This window comes from Photobacterium sp. 270122K (genome assembly GCF_059941365.1).
Window position 1 is genome coordinate 21,863 of the sequence record NZ_JBPOEN010000001.1, and the last position, 17,975, is coordinate 39,837.

The following is a 17,975-nucleotide window of genomic DNA, read 5'->3' on the forward strand; positions in this document are numbered from 1 at the left end:
CAAAAAAAGGGAGCCGAAGCTCCCTTTCACTCTTGCGCCCTATTATTTATAGATGCTCAAGGATCTTATTACACGTTTCTTTCGCATCACCAAACAGCATCTGAGAGTTCTCTTTGAAGAACAATGGATTCTGTACGCCTGCATAACCTGTGTTCATTGAACGCTTAAACACGATAACATGCTTAGCATTCCACACTTCCAATACTGGCATGCCTGCGATTGGGCTGTTTGGATCTTCCATTGCTGCTGGGTTAACGGTGTCATTCGCACCAATAACCAGAACAACGTCTGTTTGTGGGAAATCGTCATTGATTTCATCCATTTCCAACACGATGTCGTACGGGACTTTCGCTTCAGCCAACAGCACGTTCATGTGACCAGGTAGACGACCTGCTACTGGGTGAATACCAAAACGGACATCCACACCCTGCTGACGCAGTCTGTCTGTGATTTCATGTACTGGGTACTGAGCTTGAGCAACTGCCATGCCGTACCCTGGAGTGATAACCACTGAACGTGCATCTTTCAGCATCTCTGCAACTTCTTCAGCAGACGCTTCACGGTACTCGCCTTCTTCTTCGTCACTTGATACCGTCACGGTTTGACCGAAACCACCGGCAATAACACTGACGAAAGAACGGTTCATCGCTTTACACATGATGTACGACAGGATAGCACCTGAAGAACCGACCAATGCACCCGTTACAATCAACAGGTCATTTGCAAGCATGAAGCCGGCTGCAGCCGCTGCCCAACCAGAGTACGAGTTCAGCATTGATACAACGACGGGCATGTCTGCACCACCGATGGATGCCACCAAGTGGTAACCAAATGCAAATGCAATCAACGTCATCACAATCAGCGCAAACATGCTGCCGTCTGCTTTCACGAAGTAAATCATGAGAATCGTAGAGATCACGATAGCAGCAAGGTTCCACTTGTGCTTGTGCGGAATGTTCAATGCAGAAGACGAAATGATACCGCGCAATTTACCGAATGCGACGATTGAACCCGTAAAGGTTACCGCACCGATGAATACACCCAAGAACACTTCAACCATATGGATCACATGCTCAGCATGCATGTCCGCTGGATTAGCTAGACCCATTGCAGGTGGCTCGATAAAGCTGTTGTAACCTACCAGTACCGCAGCCATACCCACGAAGCTATGCAAAATAGCAACCAGTTCTGGCATTTCAGTCATTTCTACGCGTTTCGCATAGTAAATACCAATACCACCACCGATAACCATGGCGACAATGATCCACGAGATACCTTGCGCATCAGGACCAAAAATCGTCGCAACCAGCGCAATGGCCATACCGGCAATACCGAAGTAGTTGCCTGTGCGCGCAGACTCTTGCTTTGACAGACCAGCCAAACTCAAGATGAAAAAGAGAGCAGCTACAATATATGCCGCTTGTGTTAAACCTTCAGACATTACTGACTACTCCTACTTATCCCTACGGAACATTTCAAGCATGCGCTTGGTGACTGTGAAACCGCCAAATATATTGATACTCGCAATCAACACGGCAATAAACGCAAGGACAGAAACGACCCCGTTGCCATGACCGATTTGAAGCAGAGCACCAACAACGATGATGCCAGAAATGGCATTCGTTACTGACATAAGAGGCGTGTGAAGCGCATGTGTTACGTTCCAAACCACGTAGTAACCAATGACACAAGCAAGGATAAATACAGTGAAATGAGACAAGAATGCAGCAGGTGCAACAGAAGCGACCCAACCAAACGCACCAACCGCTGCGGCAAGCGCCACCACTTTCTTCACGGGTGATGTCGGCTCTTCAACTTTCTCTACTTTTTCAGCAGGCTGTGCTTGTTGCTTCGCTTGCGGCTGAGCAGAGACTTTGATCGGTGGAGCAGGCCACGTTACTTCACCTTCTTTGATAACGGTCAGGCCACGTAGCACTTCGTCATCAAAGTTAATGTCGATGTTACCGTCTTTCTCTTTGCAGAGCAGTTTCATCAAGTTAACAAGGTTAGTACCGTAAAGCTGAGAAGACTGGGTCGGCAAGCGGCCAACCATGTCGGTATAACCGATGATTTTTACGCCGTTTGGCGTGGTAATCACTTTGTCGGCTTCGGTGTAGGCACAGTTACCGCCGTTGGCAGCAGCAAGGTCAACGATCACACTGCCTGACTTCATTGAGTCAACCATTTCTTTGGTGATCAGTTTCGGTGCTGGACGGCCTGGGATCAGTGCCGTTGTGATGATGATATCGACATCTTTTGCTTGTTCAGCATAAAGACGCTCAGCGGCTTTATTGAACTCGTCTGACATCTCTTTGGCGTAACCATCGCCTGTTGAAGTGTCTTCTTTATAGTCGACTTCAAGGAAATGAGCACCCATTGATTCGACCTGTTCTTTTACTTCAGGACGAACATCGAAAGCGCGCACGATAGCACCAAGGCTACCAGCAGCACCGATTGCGGCTAGGCCAGCAACACCGGCACCCGCCACCAACACTTTCGCAGGGGGTACTTTACCCGCAGCGGTAATTTGACCCGTAAAGAAACGGCCAAATTCATGCGCGGCTTCAACGACAGCACGGTAACCTGCGATATTTGCCATTGAGCTCAGTGCATCCAGTGCCTGCGCACGTGAAATACGCGGAACAGAGTCCATCGCCATGACGTTAATATTCTTACTAGAAAGTTTTTCTAGTAATTCAGGGTTCTGTGCAGGCCAGATAAAGCTAACAAGACTGGCCCCTTCTTTAATCAAGGCAAACTCATCAACACCGGTCTTTTCACATACCGTGGGAGCATTGACCTTAAAGATCACATCAGACGCCCAAACGTCTTCATGACTCACTACTGTCGCACCCGCAGCTTCATACGCTGCATCGTCGAAACTAGCACCAACACCAGCATTGCTTTCTACTGCAACACTGAACCCCATTTTTAATAACTGCTCGACCGTTTTAGGCGTCGCAGCCACTCGCGTTTCATGGGCGAGTATTTCCTTAGGCACACCGATTTGCATTATTATTCCCTAAATTTTGGCAAATAAGTAACAATTTTTTATCCAACCATACGCGTAATATCAAGCGTTTTGTAGTAAAAAAACAAAAACAACCGAATCAAGCATTCTTTTATGCAACAAATGTTACCTTCTAACGGTAAGAAAATAACGTCTGAAACTCGTGGACAGAGGTCAGACCATGCTAAAGTTGAATAATTGAGCTTATGCCTAGTAAACAAAGTCACTCTTTTAGGCATGAAAACCCGATTAGATCGCTATTAAAGCGAATTTTTAGCGCAGAAAGATCCGGTATGCAGCAAGGAATAAGAAGTGTTGAGGCTTTTGTTGCCAGAAGAAACATCAATCCTTGATGAATACTCGCAATAACGCGATGTCCAACGTGTAATAGCAATACGTGCATGGCCTTCACTCACTGTAAATAACCATGTCACGTCTTTGTTTGATCAACGGAACATACTGTCGCCGTTCTGATCAATAAACATTTTCGCTTTGTTTACCATGAAGGTTTCTGCGTCGACTTTTGATCCCATCAAGTCCGATCGAATAAACGTATGAGTTTGTGTTTCATTATCACTGGTTTTACAAATTCGGCCTGCAATACGAAACTGTCCCCCTTCCGCCTTAGGTTCTGGGTAAATCAAAAAACCTTTATATTCGACAGGCTCTACATCGGGTTGTTTAGGTGTTGATCGATTAAAACCAAACCATTTAGAAAAAAAGCCCACAACAAAATCTCCAAGCTTATGTTTATGCCTTATCAGTATCACGCCGTTGCGTTATAAACAAGTTGAAACGCATGTAAATCATTAAAAAACGTAACGAAACTGTGCTGTTCAATGACGGCCGATAAGATTCAATCACGCTCAGCAGACACACGATTACGCCAGCGAAAGGCGAAACTGCCGCTCCATAATGCCGCTAACGTTAAGGTCACTGATAATTCATTGATATTTCACCCAGCATAAACGCAAAACGCCGGCCTAAGCCAGCGTTTTTATGTGAATTTTCCGTGCGTTACCCAGCAGTATTAACGATAGACGCCAATATCTTTTTGCAAGTGCACCGGTAGGTCTGAAACATTGTATTGTTTTGTCGGTTTTTTACTGACGGTGAAGATGTCTAATGCGTGAGCAATCAATCCTTTGATGTTAACCGCATAGGCTTTTTGGTCCAGAGCGGTAGACGGTGCTGCTATGGTGTCAAAATTCATTGCCTGTGCCATGATTGCCTCTTGATGTTTGTTTGACTGATGGGTGAAGTGTTTTCAATGAAATCATTCTAACCCGTTCATTTAGCAGCCAAAAGAGACAAAATTTAAACTCGCAATATTAGTTTTTATAATGTGTTTATTTTTTGTTAAAATCACATAGCAGCGACGATATATCATTCATGCCATCAGCATAAGCGCGCCTATTTTGCGTTTTATTATGAATAGTCATTTAATTGTTGCTTTACCCATTCGATAGATTAACAATAACGCAACACACTTATCATTAATTTGTCATTCAATGATCCCTATGCTCGCTTTTATTCAACGCCATTCTGCCGGATTACTGATTATCGCTGCACTTTGCGGTTTTATTTTTCCTGACGCCTCCGCCTCCGTTTTTCCTTATTTACCGTATATCTTATTTTTTCTCATGCTTTTTACGCTGGTTGGCATACAACCGCGTGAATTGATCCGCACCCTCAGGAAAGGCGCTATTTGGGGTTACGCGCTATTGCACAGTCTTGGATGTACAGCATTGGGAACAGGGTTTGGCGTTTTGTTTCATGCTTCCCCCTCCGTTGTATTAGCCATCGCGGGTGTCGCGGCAACGGGATCCCTTTTTGCAACACCTGCCATTGCGCGATCCGTCGGGTTAGATCCCCAACGTGCCATGGCAATGACCATTGCGACCACGCTGGTTATGCCTGCAATGCTTTATCTCAACCTGTATATTTTTCAAGATCACGCTTTCAGTTTACATCTCTCTGAGTATGTACAGCGCTTACTGATTTACATTGCTGGCCCTATGGTTATTTCTGCCATTATTTTCCGGCTCATATCACCGCATGCCTTACAACGTGCCCATCAGCGCTTATCCTCGATAACAATCTTGTTAGTCTTTACCTTTCCCTTCGGTTTAATCGGCCCATTTCGACAAGCCTTCGACCAAAGTGCACAAACGGCCCTCACCTATTTATTTATCGCTTGCATGTTGTGCCTGATATTTTTTGCGCTTGCCTTCATTGTCTATCGGCAACAAGCACTGAATGCCGGTTTATTGGCTGCACTGACCGCCGCCAATCGTAACGTATTACTGACTTATACCGTAGCCGGGAGCTATTTGGGGTCTGATTATGTGTTTCTTATGGCCGCCATCCAATTGCCGACCTATACCTTGCCGCTGATTGTGCGTGCAATCAGTCGTTATCACGCCACCTCGTCCGCTTCTTCGTCATGACAATCTGACAAAGCACATTGACGCCACCAGGCCGCTGTTTTCTTCATCAATTATTTGTCAACATCAAACTAATGATGACAAAAAACCAGTTTATCTTGCACCTTTTCAACAGTTTCTCTATATTCGCGATGAATTCTCAGGGCGGGGCGAAACTCCCCACCGGCGGTAATCCATGTATTTGGGGAGCCCGCGAGCGCTTATTACGTTGATTGAATCACGCAATAAGGTCAGCAGATCTGGTGCCGTATGTGCCTTACATACTATTCCAGAGCCGACGGTCATAGTCCGGATGAAAGAGGATTTCAGTAAAGTGACGTTGTTATTCATCTCGTCAGCATCACGCTGTCAGCACACGATGAATTAACGCACGGCGCATCACCCTCTCCATTTTTTGAGGGGTGCGCTGTTGTATCTGTACACCTGTACACATCAACTTTGCTGACTTTCCATGCCCTGATTCTGGTAATTATTATGAATTGGAGTGTCTTACCATGAATCAGTCTCTACTTACCCCTTACGGTACCCCTTTTGAGCGTGTTGAGGCGGGCCTTGATGCCATTCGTCGCGGCCATGGCGTATTGGTTGTTGACGATGAAGATCGTGAAAACGAAGGTGACATCATTTACGCCGCTGAAACCTTAACGGCTGAGCAAATGGCGTTAATGATCCGTGAATGTTCAGGCATTGTTTGCTTGTGTTTAACCGATGAGCGCGTTGAGCAGCTTGAACTACCAATGATGGTAGAAAACAACACCAGCGCCAACCAAACGGGCTTTACCGTTACCATTGAAGCGGCACACGGTGTCACAACCGGCGTTTCTGCAGCAGACCGCGTAACAACCATTAAAGCTGCCATTGCTGATGATGCAAAACCGTCGGATATTTGCCGCCCCGGTCATGTTTTCCCGCTAAAAGCCAATCCAAATGGCGTATTGGCACGCCGTGGCCATACAGAAGCAACGATTGATTTGATGCGATTGGCGGGGTTGAAACCTTACGGTGTGCTGTGTGAACTGACCAATCCTGACGGCACGATGGCACGTCTGCCTGAGGTTATTGCCTTTGGTGAGCAGCACGAGATGCCCGTACTGACGATTGAAGATCTTGCGGCTTATCGCCTTGCAACAGAAGTGGCTAACAGCGAATCAGCGGAAGCGGTTACGGCTTAATGCTTAATGCTTAATGCTTAATGCTTAATATAATGAACGTATTATTGCCTTTTTAGTGACTGTCAGACATTGATGTCTCTGCTAAAAAGGCAATATTTTCGTGTTTGGATTACCGTCTGATTATTGTTGATGTCCACCAGCATATTGATGCGGCTTAAATCGCTGGCATCAAATAAATCAGTACACTCCATGCGGCTATCCAGCCCATCACAACGGCCATGTCTACCCAATCTCTGGTCATTCCTTTTCCCTCTTGTTCGGCTTTTTATTTTATTCTATTCTTCATGTTATTTTCTTGTTCGTGTCTTCGTTAAAAGAAGACAAACCTGTTATCGCCCAAAACATCCATACCTTTAGGTCTTTTTTTTGCTCTCTAATAATCATAGACAACACGGTATAGAAAATTGATACAACGATATGGGCGACAAAAATAAAGGATAAACCGTCATCGAGCGCGGCAAGATAAAGCAGAAAGGTAAGGCCGAAGGGGTAAGAGGCAGCACATAGTCTGTGTGTCCTCGGGGGCAGTAAAAAGCCGGATCCTCAGACCCAGCTTAATGTCATGTATTCGCTACCGATTAAGCCACACTTTCATGTGTGCAATCACACGGATGGTAATCCACCAGCGATTCTACAGGCGCAGAAAGTTCACCGTGATAGCGAGCAAACGCTTCAAAGGCATCAGCCATCGTCACATTCAAAGGAACCGGTTCTTTACGGCTATCAAGCAAGGCGTCATACCCTTCTTTACCCGTTGCGGTATACCCCGATGATACGGACACGTACAAGCTCTCATCGTTAACATCGATCCATTGCCCGTCGCGTTTCAGCTGCAAATGCTCAATACGTTCGCCTTGTGGGGCGCAACATTGATAGGCATAACGCAAATGCGAGGTATAAGGAAAACTGCCGCTCCCCGTCCCTTCTACGCCATTATCAATCGCATTATTGATAGCGCCTTCTAATGCCATACGGATCTGCTTACCCGTCACTTCATACGTCATCAAGCCAATGGCAAACGGCAATAAGCGCCCTGCAATATCGGCAGCGGTCAGTGGACCTTGATGTAAGGATGCGCGTACGCCGCCTGCATTATGAATACCAAAATCAACCGGTACGCCCAGTTCGCGTGCTTGCCAAACAAAGCTATCAACCACCAGCGGTGCAATTTGACTTGGCCCTTTACTGTCTGGGATGCGGGTATGACGCAGTGGCTCGCTGATCTGCGCGACAAGTTGTGTTTGTAACTGACGCACGGCCGGACGGTAATGTTCGTTCAGTACGTTTTCAACCAACGGATCTTTAATACAGAAACGCACCGAAGGTTCCGCCAGCAAGTATTGCTTCACGGCGTCGTGACTGGTTTCATCAAGGTGCTGACTACGACTGGCATCAAGCGTGAATTGACGCCCAAGCAGCAGCTGATTGATCCCACCGGCACGTGCTACGCTACCATCGGCATTAAAATCAATCTCTAGCTGCCCTAATGCCAACGCATTACAACCGGCTTGTACCACGTAAGTATTATTAACTTGCTGCGGATAGTTGTCTGTGACGCCGTAACCGATACGACTAAAATCCCCCAGCATGGTATGGGTATGCCCGCCAATAATGGCGCCAATTCCGCTCACCTGTTGTGCCAGTTCGAGATCGCGATCATAACCAAGATGGCTGAGTACGATAATTTTATTGATACCGGCCTGATGAATCGCCGCGATGGTTTTGGTTGCAACATCAATGACATTATGAAAATGGGTATCGGGATCTGGATTCGCAATCCCCGCCATGTTTTCAATCGCCAGACCAAAGAGTGCGATGGACTCGCCATCAACGTCTTTGATCAGATAACGAGCATGATCCTGTTCGGTATCATAGGCAAGTACATTGGCTTTATGAGCCAATGGATTGGGTTTATTCGGGTTCTCTTGTGACAAGTCCCAATTACCCGCTAGTAATGGAAAAGACACCTGATCCATAAAATCGGCAACCACACCATTACCCATATCGAGTTCATGGTTACCCAATGCCATGGCTTCTACCCCCACCGCATTGAGTAAATGGGCATTCGCTAACCCTTTGTAGAGAGAAAAATACAACGTTCCCTGAAAGCAATCTCCCCCATGTACAAACATAAACTCACGTCCTTGAAGGTGAGCCTGCCTTTTAACATCTTTAACGGCAGATGAGACGCGCGAAAAACCACCACAACTGGCAAACACAGACATATCCGCATCCAACACATCACGCGGTAATTGCAGTGAAACCGAAGAAGGCTCGAAATGTGAATGGGTGTCGTTAATATGTGCAATCGTAATTTTCGCGGAGCGGTGCTTTGTCATATACGTTTCAGTCTCTCCATGAGTACATTGACGCCATGATATATCAAGATGCGTTAAATCTCAGTCTTTACCTTAATTTTGTCATCTTGTTACATCGTTTAGTGATAACAATCATGCAACTTATTCCATGTTAACGTGAAAGGCATGACCAAATGATGTCAGTTACGGGCCGATTCTTATCCCTATTCCTGTCCCTGTAAGCGTTATCGCAGAAAAGAAAAACCACGCAGCAAGGCGTGGTTTCAATTGGCCGGCAGTCTTACTTATACCCGTTCTACACGCCACACATGCATCATGCGCAGCCTGTTCGGGCACAATGGCTTACTGGTAACGACCATGACGTTGCAAGAACTCAATCTTGTAACCGTCTGGGTCTTGAACAAAGAAGAACTTCGCCAATAATTGGCCGTCTCGGAAAAATTCTTTGATCTCTGCAGGTTCATAGCCCAACGCAGTCAATTTTTCATGTTCCGCTTCAAGGTGTTCAACGGCAACAGCCAAGTGACCATAACCCGTACCGTGCGTGTAGGCTTCCGCGCCTTCGTTCCACGTCAATTCTAGCTCCATGTCGTTTTCTTCATTGCGAAGATACACCAAGCTAAAGCCATCGAAATCTAAGCGCTCTGCCACATCCAAATCAAGTGCCGCTTTGTAAAACTGCAAGGACTTATCCAAGTCAACAACACGTACCATAGAATGAATAATTTTAGCCATCTGACATCTCCAATTTGTCTAACGCCAAGGTATCAACCCTCGTATCAACCCGCACCACAACACATTTTCTATCAATTATTTATCGTGGTTTTTATCGCGCGCACTATAACAACTCCCTTACCGGTCAACAAGGCACTCTATCGTGATTTTCGACGACCTGCTTTTCAATATTGTGACAAATACAGCGTCCCTTCCCATCCGTGTGCGATAGGCTTAACGATGTGGGGAAACCCCAGAGGAAAACGGCGAGGCTGACTATGAAGCTACAACGTATCGAAATAGCAGGATTCAGGGGCATTAAGCGTCTGTCATTATCTTTTGATGAGTTAACCGTGTTGATTGGGGAAAACGCCTGGGGTAAATCGTCCCTGTTGGATGCGCTAGATATCGCCTTATCGCCCCATGCCACTTTCCATACCTTTTCCTTTAATGATTTCCATGTCGACTACAGTGCAGGCCACGCCAAAATGCAGCATCTACAGATCGTGCTCCATTGGCAGGAAGATTTTCCGGGTGAGTGCCACGCGAGGCGTTACCGTGCCTTTGCCCCCGTATGGATACAGACGCACCACGCCGATAAGACACCGAATTCCCGCACGCTGCTTTACCAAATTTCCAGCGCCATTGAAAATGACAAAGTCACCACCCAACATGCCTTTCTTGACCACCATGGCGAAGTGATCCCCATAGAAAACAGTGAGAAGTTAGCTCGACAATTGATGGTGCTCCATCCCGTCGTGCGAATTCGAGATGCGCGCCGGTTGCGGGATGAACGCGTCGCGTATGACAGTACTGAGCTCAGCCATGCCCAAGCGGATAAGCGTAAAACCGACAAGCAACGTATTGAACGCCGTTTGGATAACACCTGTCGTCGCTTAATGACGCAACCCGGTCATGTAAGCCCAGCTGAAATCAAAAGCAGTATTAATGCCCTGCATACCTTAGTGGATCATTACTTCGCGTTTACGCCGCATAACCGCCATCACGATTTTGACCGTGCGCACTTTCCGGAGCGTGCTCACTATGCCATGAACCCGTTAGAGCAATTGACGCAACCGGAAACCAGCCGCCAGAGTCGCTTGGTGCTGATGGGGCTATTGAATGCGTTTATTCGCGCCAGAGGGCCTGTTGAGTTAAAGCGGCTATCGCGTCCGATTATGATTTTGGAAGATCCCGAAGGGCGTTTACACCCCACCATTTTGCATCAAGCATGGACCTTCATTACCAAAATGCCGATGCAAAAAATCTTAACGACCAATAGCCCTGATCTCACCTCTGTTGTCCCGCTCAATAGCATCAAGAAGCTGATCAGAAAGCCCGCCAAAACACAGGTCTACGCCATAAAGGATCACAACATCAGCAAAGATGAACAACGGCGTATTACGTTTCACTTGCGCGTCCATCGGCCAAACGCGCTCTTCTCCCGTGCATGGCTGTTAGTCGAAGGTGAAACCGAAGTCTGGCTCTTTAATGAGTTGGCGCGGATCTGTGGGTATAACCTAGCAGCGGAAGGCGTGCAGATCATTGAGTTTGCCCAAAGTGGTTTACGGCCGCTGATTAAAGTGGCCCGCAGTTTGGGGATTGAATGGCATATGATTGCAGACGGTGATATGGCAGGAAGACGCTACGTAGACACAGTTCGCCATCTTTTAGGGGCTGAAGCGGAGCGCCACCGCATCACAATGCTCCCAAAACGCGATATTGAGCATTTTCTGTACTTTAATGGGTTTGAGCCGCTGTTTCGTGAATTAGCCAACATTCCAACCGACTCCCCCATGCCCGCAAAAAAGATCATACACCGGGCCCTTAAACGCCATGCCAAGCCCGATCTGGCGTTAGCGATGGTGAAATACATCGATGAAGAAAACGTCGACAATATTCCATTACTGTTACGCTGGGTGTTAAAACGCGTTGTCGCCATGTCACGCGGGCAAAGTTAACGCATACCGACAGACGATGCTACAACGTTGTCTTTTTACACGGGGACGACCGGTTTCACCGTTACCGTATGCAACGCGCCGAAACGCTCAATATCAACCGCAAAGGTCGTGATGGCCTCATTTAAATGGCAAGCCTGTAACGGTTTAGTCAACACGCAGTGCGCCCCGTTCGCCATGAACGCATCATGCGCGTCTTGGGACACATCAGCCGTACAAGCAAAAATGACGGTATGAATGTGCAGTTCTTGTCGAATGATCTTGATGGCGTCACTCCCTTGCATCCCAGGCATATGGTTATCCATCAAAATCAAATCAAAACGGGTCTGCTTCAGTGTGTCTATCGCTTTAATGGCATCAAGGCAATGCGTCACCTTATGGCCGGCTTTTTCACAATATCGCCTCGCAACCATCGCATTCACGGCATTGTCTTCCACCAGCAACACATGCAATCCGCGTCGCGTCGCCTGATTTTCATTCTCGGTTTTTGCCGCTACCGTGTCAGGCTTTGCGACAAGGTGCAGGGCAAAAGGCAACGTCACCACAAATTCACTGCCCACATTTTCTTCACTCGTGACGTGGATACGCCCCTGCATCAGGCGGGTGATTTCTTTCACAATCGATAACCCTAGCCCCGTTCCTCCAAATCGGCGGGTCGTAGAGTTTTCAGCCTGTTCAAACGGTGAGAAAATAGTATCAAGCTTATCCGTCTGGATCCCGATGCCAGAATCTCGCACACTCACGGTAAGGTCGCCATTGGCGTGATTAAACGCCACCTCCACCCGTCCTTGCTCCGTAAATTTGATCGCATTACCAATAAGGTTAAACAAGATTTGTCTAAGCCTTGCTGCATCACCATACAAATGAGTATGGGGCGGCAAAGCATTCGTTAACTGAAAGGTTAATCCTTTATTGCGAGCGAGTGGACGCAGCGTCGAATCCAATTGCACGATCACGCGGTCTAATGAAAACTCAACCTCTTCTAAGGTCATTTTGCCTTCTTCAATCTTAGAAAAATCTAAAATATCATTCAGTAACGTCAGTAAGTGTTGACCCGAATCTATGATCACCTTCACTTGCTCTTGGGTATCTGGCTCCTGTGTTTCGGATTCGATGAGCTCCGCGATTCCCAACACCCCGTTCATCGGTGTGCGTAGCTCATGACTCATGGTGGCAAGAAACACACTCTTTGCGCGACTGGCCGCTTCTGCTTTGTCTTTGCCTTGGGCGATTTCGAGGTTAATACGCGTTAACTCACGCAAGCGTGCTTTTGTCAGGAGAAAAATCAGCAAAAGCATCAAAACAAGAAAACTGACAACACTAAAGGCATTCAGATCACGATAGAAGGCCTGCATTTCACCGACTTTTCTTTCAGAAGCTTCCACAAAGCCAACGCTGTCTTCTGACAGTAATAAACGATACAGCCTGCGTTGCTCAGCATTCAGTTCGGTAAATATCCGTTTGAACGGGTAATATTCCGCTTTTTTATCATGCAATGACTGATTAACCATATCGGCCAGTAATGCGTTAGACGGTTGTTCATCCAATGCCACATCATTTTTTTCATCAAGTACCACACGCAATGACAGTAACGTTGATGATTTGGCCACACTCACGCCCACCAGCTTATCAAGTTGCCCAGTCAGAGCATTCGCAGCAAGGCTGAAGTCTTCAACAACCGTGTTCATTTGATCATGAAACACCCAATCAGGCAGCCACTCATAACGCGTGCCGTGCTGCTTAATGGTTTCAACTTCGTGTTCAATCGTAACCAGTTCCGACGTTAACGCATAAGGCTGTGCAATGCCTTGGTTGGCAGCCAGAATAATGTCATCCCGCAGATGGATAAGATGGTGCCCTAAATCGGTCAAGCGGAGTAAATACGCGTTTAATTTCACATTTTGCACATAGGCATACAATGACAGCGGCAGCAAGATAAGTGACAGACCAAGGAAAATCAGGCCATAGCGCTGGGTCAGTGTATATTTGAATGGGTTGTATTTCGTCTGATTATTGTTCATTTTCAAGCACCTCCAATATGGCCGGTCGTTCGCCGGTAAGGGCCTGCAAAAAGGCTTCAATATCACTCAGCTTCTGTTTATCGAGATCTTTACCCAATTGGCTTTTAGCCATGATTTGAATCGCCTCTGACAAGGAGGTGGTTCGCCCATCATGGAAATACGGAGCAGTGATCGCAACATTACGCAAGCTGGCCACACGAAACAGATTCACATCGTGTATGTCTGCCGTTAATTCATACCGCCCCTTGTCTTGGCTGTTGCGTTCTTTTCCGGTTGCCTCGATGCCAAAAAAGCCAAATTTCATGACCATACTGCCCCCGACGTTAACGCCTTGGTGGCAGCTGACGCAGCCTTCTTTTTGAAAAGTCTGCCAGCCGCGTTTTGCTTCAGGAGAGATGGCAACGTCTTCCCCGCGCAAGTAGCGATCAAACGGGGCATTAGGGGTGGCTAACGTGTGTTGAAAATCCACTAACAAGGTACGAATGCTATCCGCACTGACAGGACGGCCTAATTGAGCAAAGGCCGTCTTGTAGCGCGATGAACGAGAGACGTAATCCACAATGGCTGGCCAATTGCTGTCCATTTCCAGAGGATTATGAATAGGGCCATCCATTTGATCCCCCAGGCTGTTGCTTCGGCCATCCCAGAAAAAACGCACATTATGGGCGACATTAAATACTGTCATTGAATTTCGACTGCCCGCACCCTTTACACCGATGGATACCGGTATACGCTCAGCACCGTTCGTATTGAGATCATGGCAAGTTGCGCAACTGACTTTTCGATTGGAAGACAGATTGGGATCATGGAAGAGTTGCCACCCCACTCGGACGCTGTCGAGATCATAGTCGGTAGCAAGGGGAATGGGTTGGATCAAAGCCTGTGGGTGCGGTATTACAGAGGGGTCACTGCCAACAGAGGGATGGCGATGCAATGCCGAAGCAGAATGTCCTTGTTTAAGGTTTCCATTGGCATCGTCGGTATGCGGTGATGAACGAGAATGGGGATCAGCCTTTTGTAGGATAATCCCGCCGATAGCAACACAAACCAACAGGCCGAGGCTGGCACCCAATACATATTTATTTACTCTCACAATGCACCTAGTTTTATAATCTCCATTGTAAACCTAGGTGTATAGCACGCGAGATAACAAATTAATTTCGGGTCTATCTGTCTTTCATGTGACGCAGACGGAGGAAATCACGTACTAGGGTGTGTCTACTTACGTCTTGGGCACTTTTTCGTGTTAATTTCTAGTTTCTTAGTCTCTCGTCTCTTAATTCATGGCTTTATGGCTTCATGGCGTTCAAAGAACAAGGTCACTTGGCCGACGTCAAAACCAAACTTGGTCATTTTCGCTACGTTGAACATTCGCTTATCATCTTGCAGGTACATCCAATCATTAAACGTAATATCATAGGTTGAATCCCCTACCGGAACCCGTAAGACGTATTGCCAATTCAGTGCATTGCCCACAACCCGCCCACTGGCTTGTCCCACCACATCCCCGGCTTCGCCAATGTAATGGCCTTCTTGTGTTTCCGTAATGATCCATACTCGACGCTGCTTTTCACCATCATCAAACACAAAGTCTTCTTCTAAGGTTAATTGCTTCCCTTTCACCGTGCCTTTAATGGCCACCTCAAAACGGCGCGTTTGCTTGCCGCTTCTATCTTGTAACATGCCCCACGCACTAACGTCTCCCTCAAAATAGTGGAATAAGTCCAATTGGGGTCTTGCATATTTATAGTCATCAATTGATGCTGAGCAACCAAATAAACTGAGTCCCATAATACCTACCCAACACCATTTAATGAGATGCACTTTAAACGAAACCATAGTCCTGCCTTTGTTTCAGTGTGTTACTTCTTCATGCCAATGAGTTGCTGACGAATCGTGGGGTATGACGTGTTGGGTGACAGCCAGATATGCATGAAAGACTGTGACATTTCTTTATCGTTTAGGACCCCAATTTGGCGGTTATCACGGTAGAAACGCCCTTGCTCTTGCTGTAACACATAGATCAACCGATCACCTTTTTTTACATCCGGCCAGATTTGATGCAGCGTCCGCAACCACTTGGTGCGTTTCGCTTGGCTGATACCCAAGTGTCGCCATTGATCATCTGTCGCCTCAATCAGATCGTCTTTATCAATATCCCTTTGATATTTGATCACCAAAGCGAGATCGTGATCCTGACTGCGATACCTCCCACTGGGTGAACGCAATTCAGAATCGTAAATGACCCACGGACCCCACGTTAAACTGGCATCACCAATGGCTGGCCATGCTTGCCACGTAGAGGTTGCCGAAGCGGGCGCCGACAGACAGGAAGCAACAAAGAGCACCACCGCACAGCGCGCTGTTGCACTTTCAATGCGAGGGTTCATGACACGCTTGGTTAGCTTGCGCATGCCATTATTCATGCGATGAGTGAGATAAGTGAGCATGGTTATGCCTCCGGGCGAACCGTTCTGTTAACCAAATCAACACGGCGCCTATGGCCGTCCAAGTCACCAGCAGGATGCTGAACGTGATCCCCGCACCATAAGGCCACTCCACAGCACCCAGCCGGTATCCTGCAAAGTAACTCAAGGTGCCACCAATACCGAAGACCATCAGCACGAGCACCTTGGGATAACCCAGTACCGTTTCACGCACAACCCAGACAAACGAGCCAAACCCAATCCAAAGCGCCATCAACCATAACGGGATCGCCTTCGCTGTTAAGGTTTCCGCCGCCTGAGTGAGCGCAGTCATTGGCGCTTCACCGTGGCTGTCAAAAGCAAAGATCCCCACATGCAGCCATATGCTGTCAATGGCTATGCCTAATACGCCAACCCATAATCCAAAGGAAGCCGAACCGGTGTAACGCCACCAGCACAAGACAATCAACGGCAAGGTTAACCACAGTGTTTGGTTTTGCCCCAATACGGCCAGAAACCAGAACACATTAAACACCAACCCAACAAGGAGCCATTCTTTCACTTTCATGTTGTTCTCCTTGTCGCTTTTGGCTTTTGGCTTTTGGCTTTTGGCTTTTGGCTTTTGGCTTTTGGCTTTTGGCTACTAGTACAACAGGTCTTACTCTGTTCTGTCTCGCCAGCCTTGACGACTTGCAAGCAATTGCACTGTGCTGATACTGCGTTCACGGAACCCGCCTTCGCAGTAGCAGAAATAAAAGCGCCACATCCGAATAAATCGTTCATCCAATCCAAACGTTGCCATCTGATCGATCTGCTGCTCAAAGCGCTGGTGCCAGTCAGACAAGGTTTTGGCGTAATCCATCCCGATGTCTTTGATATCTCGGATAACAAAATCCGTGTGCGCGGTTAACTGTGATGACAACACGGTGATCGAAGGCAGAAAGCCGCCAGGGAAAATGTACTTCTGAATAAAGTCGACCCCTTTGCTGTAACTGTCATAACGCTGATCCGCGATTGTGATTGCTTGAATCGCAATCAACCCGTCTGGCTTCAATAGCGACTGACACTTTTGCAGATAGGTCGTCAGGTACTCTTTACCCACCGCTTCAATCATCTCAATGGACACAATCTTGTCGTATTCCCCACTGAGATCCCGGTAATCTTCCAGTAACAGCGTGATTTGATTGTTCAAGCCGGCGGCTTCAATTTTTTCCTTTGCCCACGCATGTTGGGCGTTGGAAATCGTGGTGGTGGTGACACGACAGCCGTAATGTTTCGCGGCATGTATGGCCATTGCGCCCCAACCGGTGCCAATTTCCAGTAAGTGATCAGTCGGCTGCAAGTCAAGCTGCTGACATAATCGGTCCATCTTATTGATTTGCGCTTGCTCTAACGTGGTTGCTTGGCTGTCGTAAATGCCCGCCGAATAGAGCATATTGGTGTCTAGAAAGGTACGGTAGAAATCATTGCCGAGATCATAATGGGCGAGGATATTTTTCTTGGCGGCCGTTTTATTGTTTCGACGAGAACGGTGCAGCCATTTTTCGCTTAGCTGGGTTATCCACCCCACTTTGGCTTCAATGTTATCCAGCACAGGCAAGTTACGCGCTATCACGCGGATCACTTGGGTTAAATCTGGTGAATCCCACCAGCCATCAATATAGGCTTCCGCAGCGGCAATACTGCCCCCGCGTAATACGCGCTGATAAAAACCGAGATTATTAACAATGATATGCGCCTGACACGCCGCCTCATGATTGCCAAATTGTATGGTTTCACCGTTATATTCCGCGATGGTAATTCCGACGCCGTCTAATTGTGTCAAAATACCAAAAATCACCTTCTTGGCCACATTGTCAGCAACGGTCACGTCGAGCGGTAAAGTATTTGCTTCACTTTTCAGCATGGG

Annotated in this window: 15 protein-coding genes and 1 riboswitch; of the genes, 3 read left to right on the forward strand and 12 right to left on the reverse strand. The window is 47.3% G+C overall.

Annotated features, from left to right (window positions below; genetic code table 11):
• Positions 1-46: 46 nt before the first annotated feature.
• The 4 genes from pntB to ACSF8W_RS00145 all read right to left on the reverse strand — a co-directional run bounded on the left by pntB (position 47) and on the right by ACSF8W_RS00145 (position 4,235).
• Positions 47-1,441, reverse strand: coding sequence for a Re/Si-specific NAD(P)(+) transhydrogenase subunit beta (gene pntB / locus ACSF8W_RS00130; RefSeq protein ID WP_500844060.1), 1,395 nt, complete (start codon positions 1,439-1,441; stop codon positions 47-49).
• Positions 1,442-1,453: 12 nt separating this feature from the next.
• Positions 1,454-3,013 (reverse strand): Re/Si-specific NAD(P)(+) transhydrogenase subunit alpha, encoded by a 1,560-nt coding sequence (locus ACSF8W_RS00135; protein ID WP_500844062.1) that lies wholly within the window; start codon positions 3,011-3,013, stop codon positions 1,454-1,456.
• A 443-nt stretch (positions 3,014-3,456) separates the two neighbouring features.
• Positions 3,457-3,738, reverse strand: a complete 282-nt coding sequence (locus ACSF8W_RS00140) for an HlyU family transcriptional regulator (protein WP_500844064.1) — start codon at positions 3,736-3,738, stop codon at positions 3,457-3,459.
• Positions 3,739-4,040: 302 nt separating this feature from the next.
• Entirely contained in the window at positions 4,041-4,235 is a 195-nt protein-coding gene (locus tag ACSF8W_RS00145; RefSeq protein WP_500844065.1) for a hypothetical protein, read from the reverse strand.
• Between the two features lie 544 nt (positions 4,236-4,779).
• Between ACSF8W_RS00145 and ACSF8W_RS00150 the strand changes: the two genes are divergently transcribed.
• Positions 4,780-5,460: a hypothetical protein gene (locus ACSF8W_RS00150; protein ID WP_500844066.1), complete on the forward strand. Its 681-nt coding sequence runs from the start codon at positions 4,780-4,782 to the stop codon at positions 5,458-5,460.
• Positions 5,461-5,588: 128 nt separating this feature from the next.
• Positions 5,589-5,765, forward strand: a riboswitch (FMN riboswitch).
• Between the two features lie 186 nt (positions 5,766-5,951).
• Positions 5,952-6,629, forward strand: coding sequence for a 3,4-dihydroxy-2-butanone-4-phosphate synthase (gene ribB / locus ACSF8W_RS00155; RefSeq protein WP_500844067.1), 678 nt, complete (start codon positions 5,952-5,954; stop codon positions 6,627-6,629).
• A gap of 578 nt (positions 6,630-7,207) precedes the next feature.
• Here ribB and ACSF8W_RS00160 read toward each other — a convergent pair.
• Complete coding sequence (locus ACSF8W_RS00160) at positions 7,208-8,968, reverse strand: bifunctional metallophosphatase/5'-nucleotidase (protein ID WP_500844069.1); 1,761 nt, start codon at positions 8,966-8,968, stop codon at positions 7,208-7,210.
• A gap of 321 nt (positions 8,969-9,289) precedes the next feature.
• Positions 9,290-9,682 (reverse strand): VOC family protein, encoded by a 393-nt coding sequence (locus tag ACSF8W_RS00165; protein ID WP_500844071.1) that lies wholly within the window; start codon positions 9,680-9,682, stop codon positions 9,290-9,292.
• 257 nt (positions 9,683-9,939) lie between these two features.
• Between ACSF8W_RS00165 and ACSF8W_RS00170 the strand changes: the two genes are divergently transcribed.
• Positions 9,940-11,622, forward strand: a complete 1,683-nt coding sequence (locus tag ACSF8W_RS00170; RefSeq protein WP_500844073.1) for a DUF2813 domain-containing protein — start codon at positions 9,940-9,942, stop codon at positions 11,620-11,622.
• Positions 11,623-11,657: 35 nt separating this feature from the next.
• On the opposite strand, the gene ACSF8W_RS00175 is transcribed toward ACSF8W_RS00170, so the two are convergent.
• From ACSF8W_RS00175 to ACSF8W_RS00200, 6 genes are all read right to left on the reverse strand, one after another.
• Positions 11,658-13,640, reverse strand: coding sequence for an ATP-binding protein (locus tag ACSF8W_RS00175; RefSeq protein WP_500844075.1), 1,983 nt, complete (start codon positions 13,638-13,640; stop codon positions 11,658-11,660).
• Positions 13,630-14,733 (reverse strand): cytochrome-c peroxidase, encoded by a 1,104-nt coding sequence (locus tag ACSF8W_RS00180; protein WP_500844076.1) that lies wholly within the window; start codon positions 14,731-14,733, stop codon positions 13,630-13,632. The genes ACSF8W_RS00175 and ACSF8W_RS00180 overlap by 11 nt, the downstream gene beginning before the upstream one ends.
• A 188-nt stretch (positions 14,734-14,921) precedes the next feature.
• Positions 14,922-15,479: a DUF3833 domain-containing protein gene (locus tag ACSF8W_RS00185; protein WP_500844077.1), complete on the reverse strand. Its 558-nt coding sequence runs from the start codon at positions 15,477-15,479 to the stop codon at positions 14,922-14,924.
• Between the two features lie 23 nt (positions 15,480-15,502).
• Positions 15,503-16,090, reverse strand: coding sequence for a chalcone isomerase family protein (locus ACSF8W_RS00190; RefSeq protein WP_500844078.1), 588 nt, complete (start codon positions 16,088-16,090; stop codon positions 15,503-15,505).
• Positions 16,059-16,634 (reverse strand): DUF2878 domain-containing protein, encoded by a 576-nt coding sequence (locus ACSF8W_RS00195; RefSeq protein ID WP_500844080.1) that lies wholly within the window; start codon positions 16,632-16,634, stop codon positions 16,059-16,061. The genes ACSF8W_RS00190 and ACSF8W_RS00195 overlap by 32 nt, the downstream gene beginning before the upstream one ends.
• A gap of 90 nt (positions 16,635-16,724) precedes the next feature.
• Positions 16,725-17,972 carry a class I SAM-dependent methyltransferase gene (locus ACSF8W_RS00200; RefSeq protein ID WP_500844081.1) on the reverse strand — a complete coding sequence of 416 codons (1,248 nt, stop codon included), beginning with the start codon at positions 17,970-17,972 and terminating at the stop codon, positions 16,725-16,727.
• Positions 17,973-17,975: the final 3 nt, after the last annotated feature.

Coding starts and splice junctions, on each gene's coding strand:
- pntB (WP_500844060.1), bottom strand. CDS start 1,441: ATGTCTGAAGGTTTAACACAAGCGGCATATATTGTAGCTGCTCTCTTT.
- ACSF8W_RS00145 (WP_500844065.1), bottom strand. CDS start 4,235: ATGGCACAGGCAATGAATTTTGACACCATAGCAGCACCGTCTACCGCT.
- ACSF8W_RS00165 (WP_500844071.1), bottom strand. CDS start 9,682: ATGGCTAAAATTATTCATTCTATGGTACGTGTTGTTGACTTGGATAAG.
- ACSF8W_RS00200 (WP_500844081.1), bottom strand. CDS start 17,972: ATGCTGAAAAGTGAAGCAAATACTTTACCGCTCGACGTGACCGTTGCT.
- ACSF8W_RS00160 (WP_500844069.1), bottom strand. CDS start 8,968: ATGACAAAGCACCGCTCCGCGAAAATTACGATTGCACATATTAACGAC.
- ACSF8W_RS00185 (WP_500844077.1), bottom strand. CDS start 15,479: ATGGTTTCGTTTAAAGTGCATCTCATTAAATGGTGTTGGGTAGGTATT.
- ACSF8W_RS00175 (WP_500844075.1), bottom strand. CDS start 13,640: ATGAACAATAATCAGACGAAATACAACCCATTCAAATATACACTGACC.
- ACSF8W_RS00190 (WP_500844078.1), bottom strand. CDS start 16,090: ATGCTCACTTATCTCACTCATCGCATGAATAATGGCATGCGCAAGCTA.
- ribB (WP_500844067.1), top strand. CDS start 5,952: ATGAATCAGTCTCTACTTACCCCTTACGGTACCCCTTTTGAGCGTGTT.
- ACSF8W_RS00195 (WP_500844080.1), bottom strand. CDS start 16,634: ATGAAAGTGAAAGAATGGCTCCTTGTTGGGTTGGTGTTTAATGTGTTC.
- ACSF8W_RS00170 (WP_500844073.1), top strand. CDS start 9,940: ATGAAGCTACAACGTATCGAAATAGCAGGATTCAGGGGCATTAAGCGT.
- ACSF8W_RS00135 (WP_500844062.1), bottom strand. CDS start 3,013: ATGCAAATCGGTGTGCCTAAGGAAATACTCGCCCATGAAACGCGAGTG.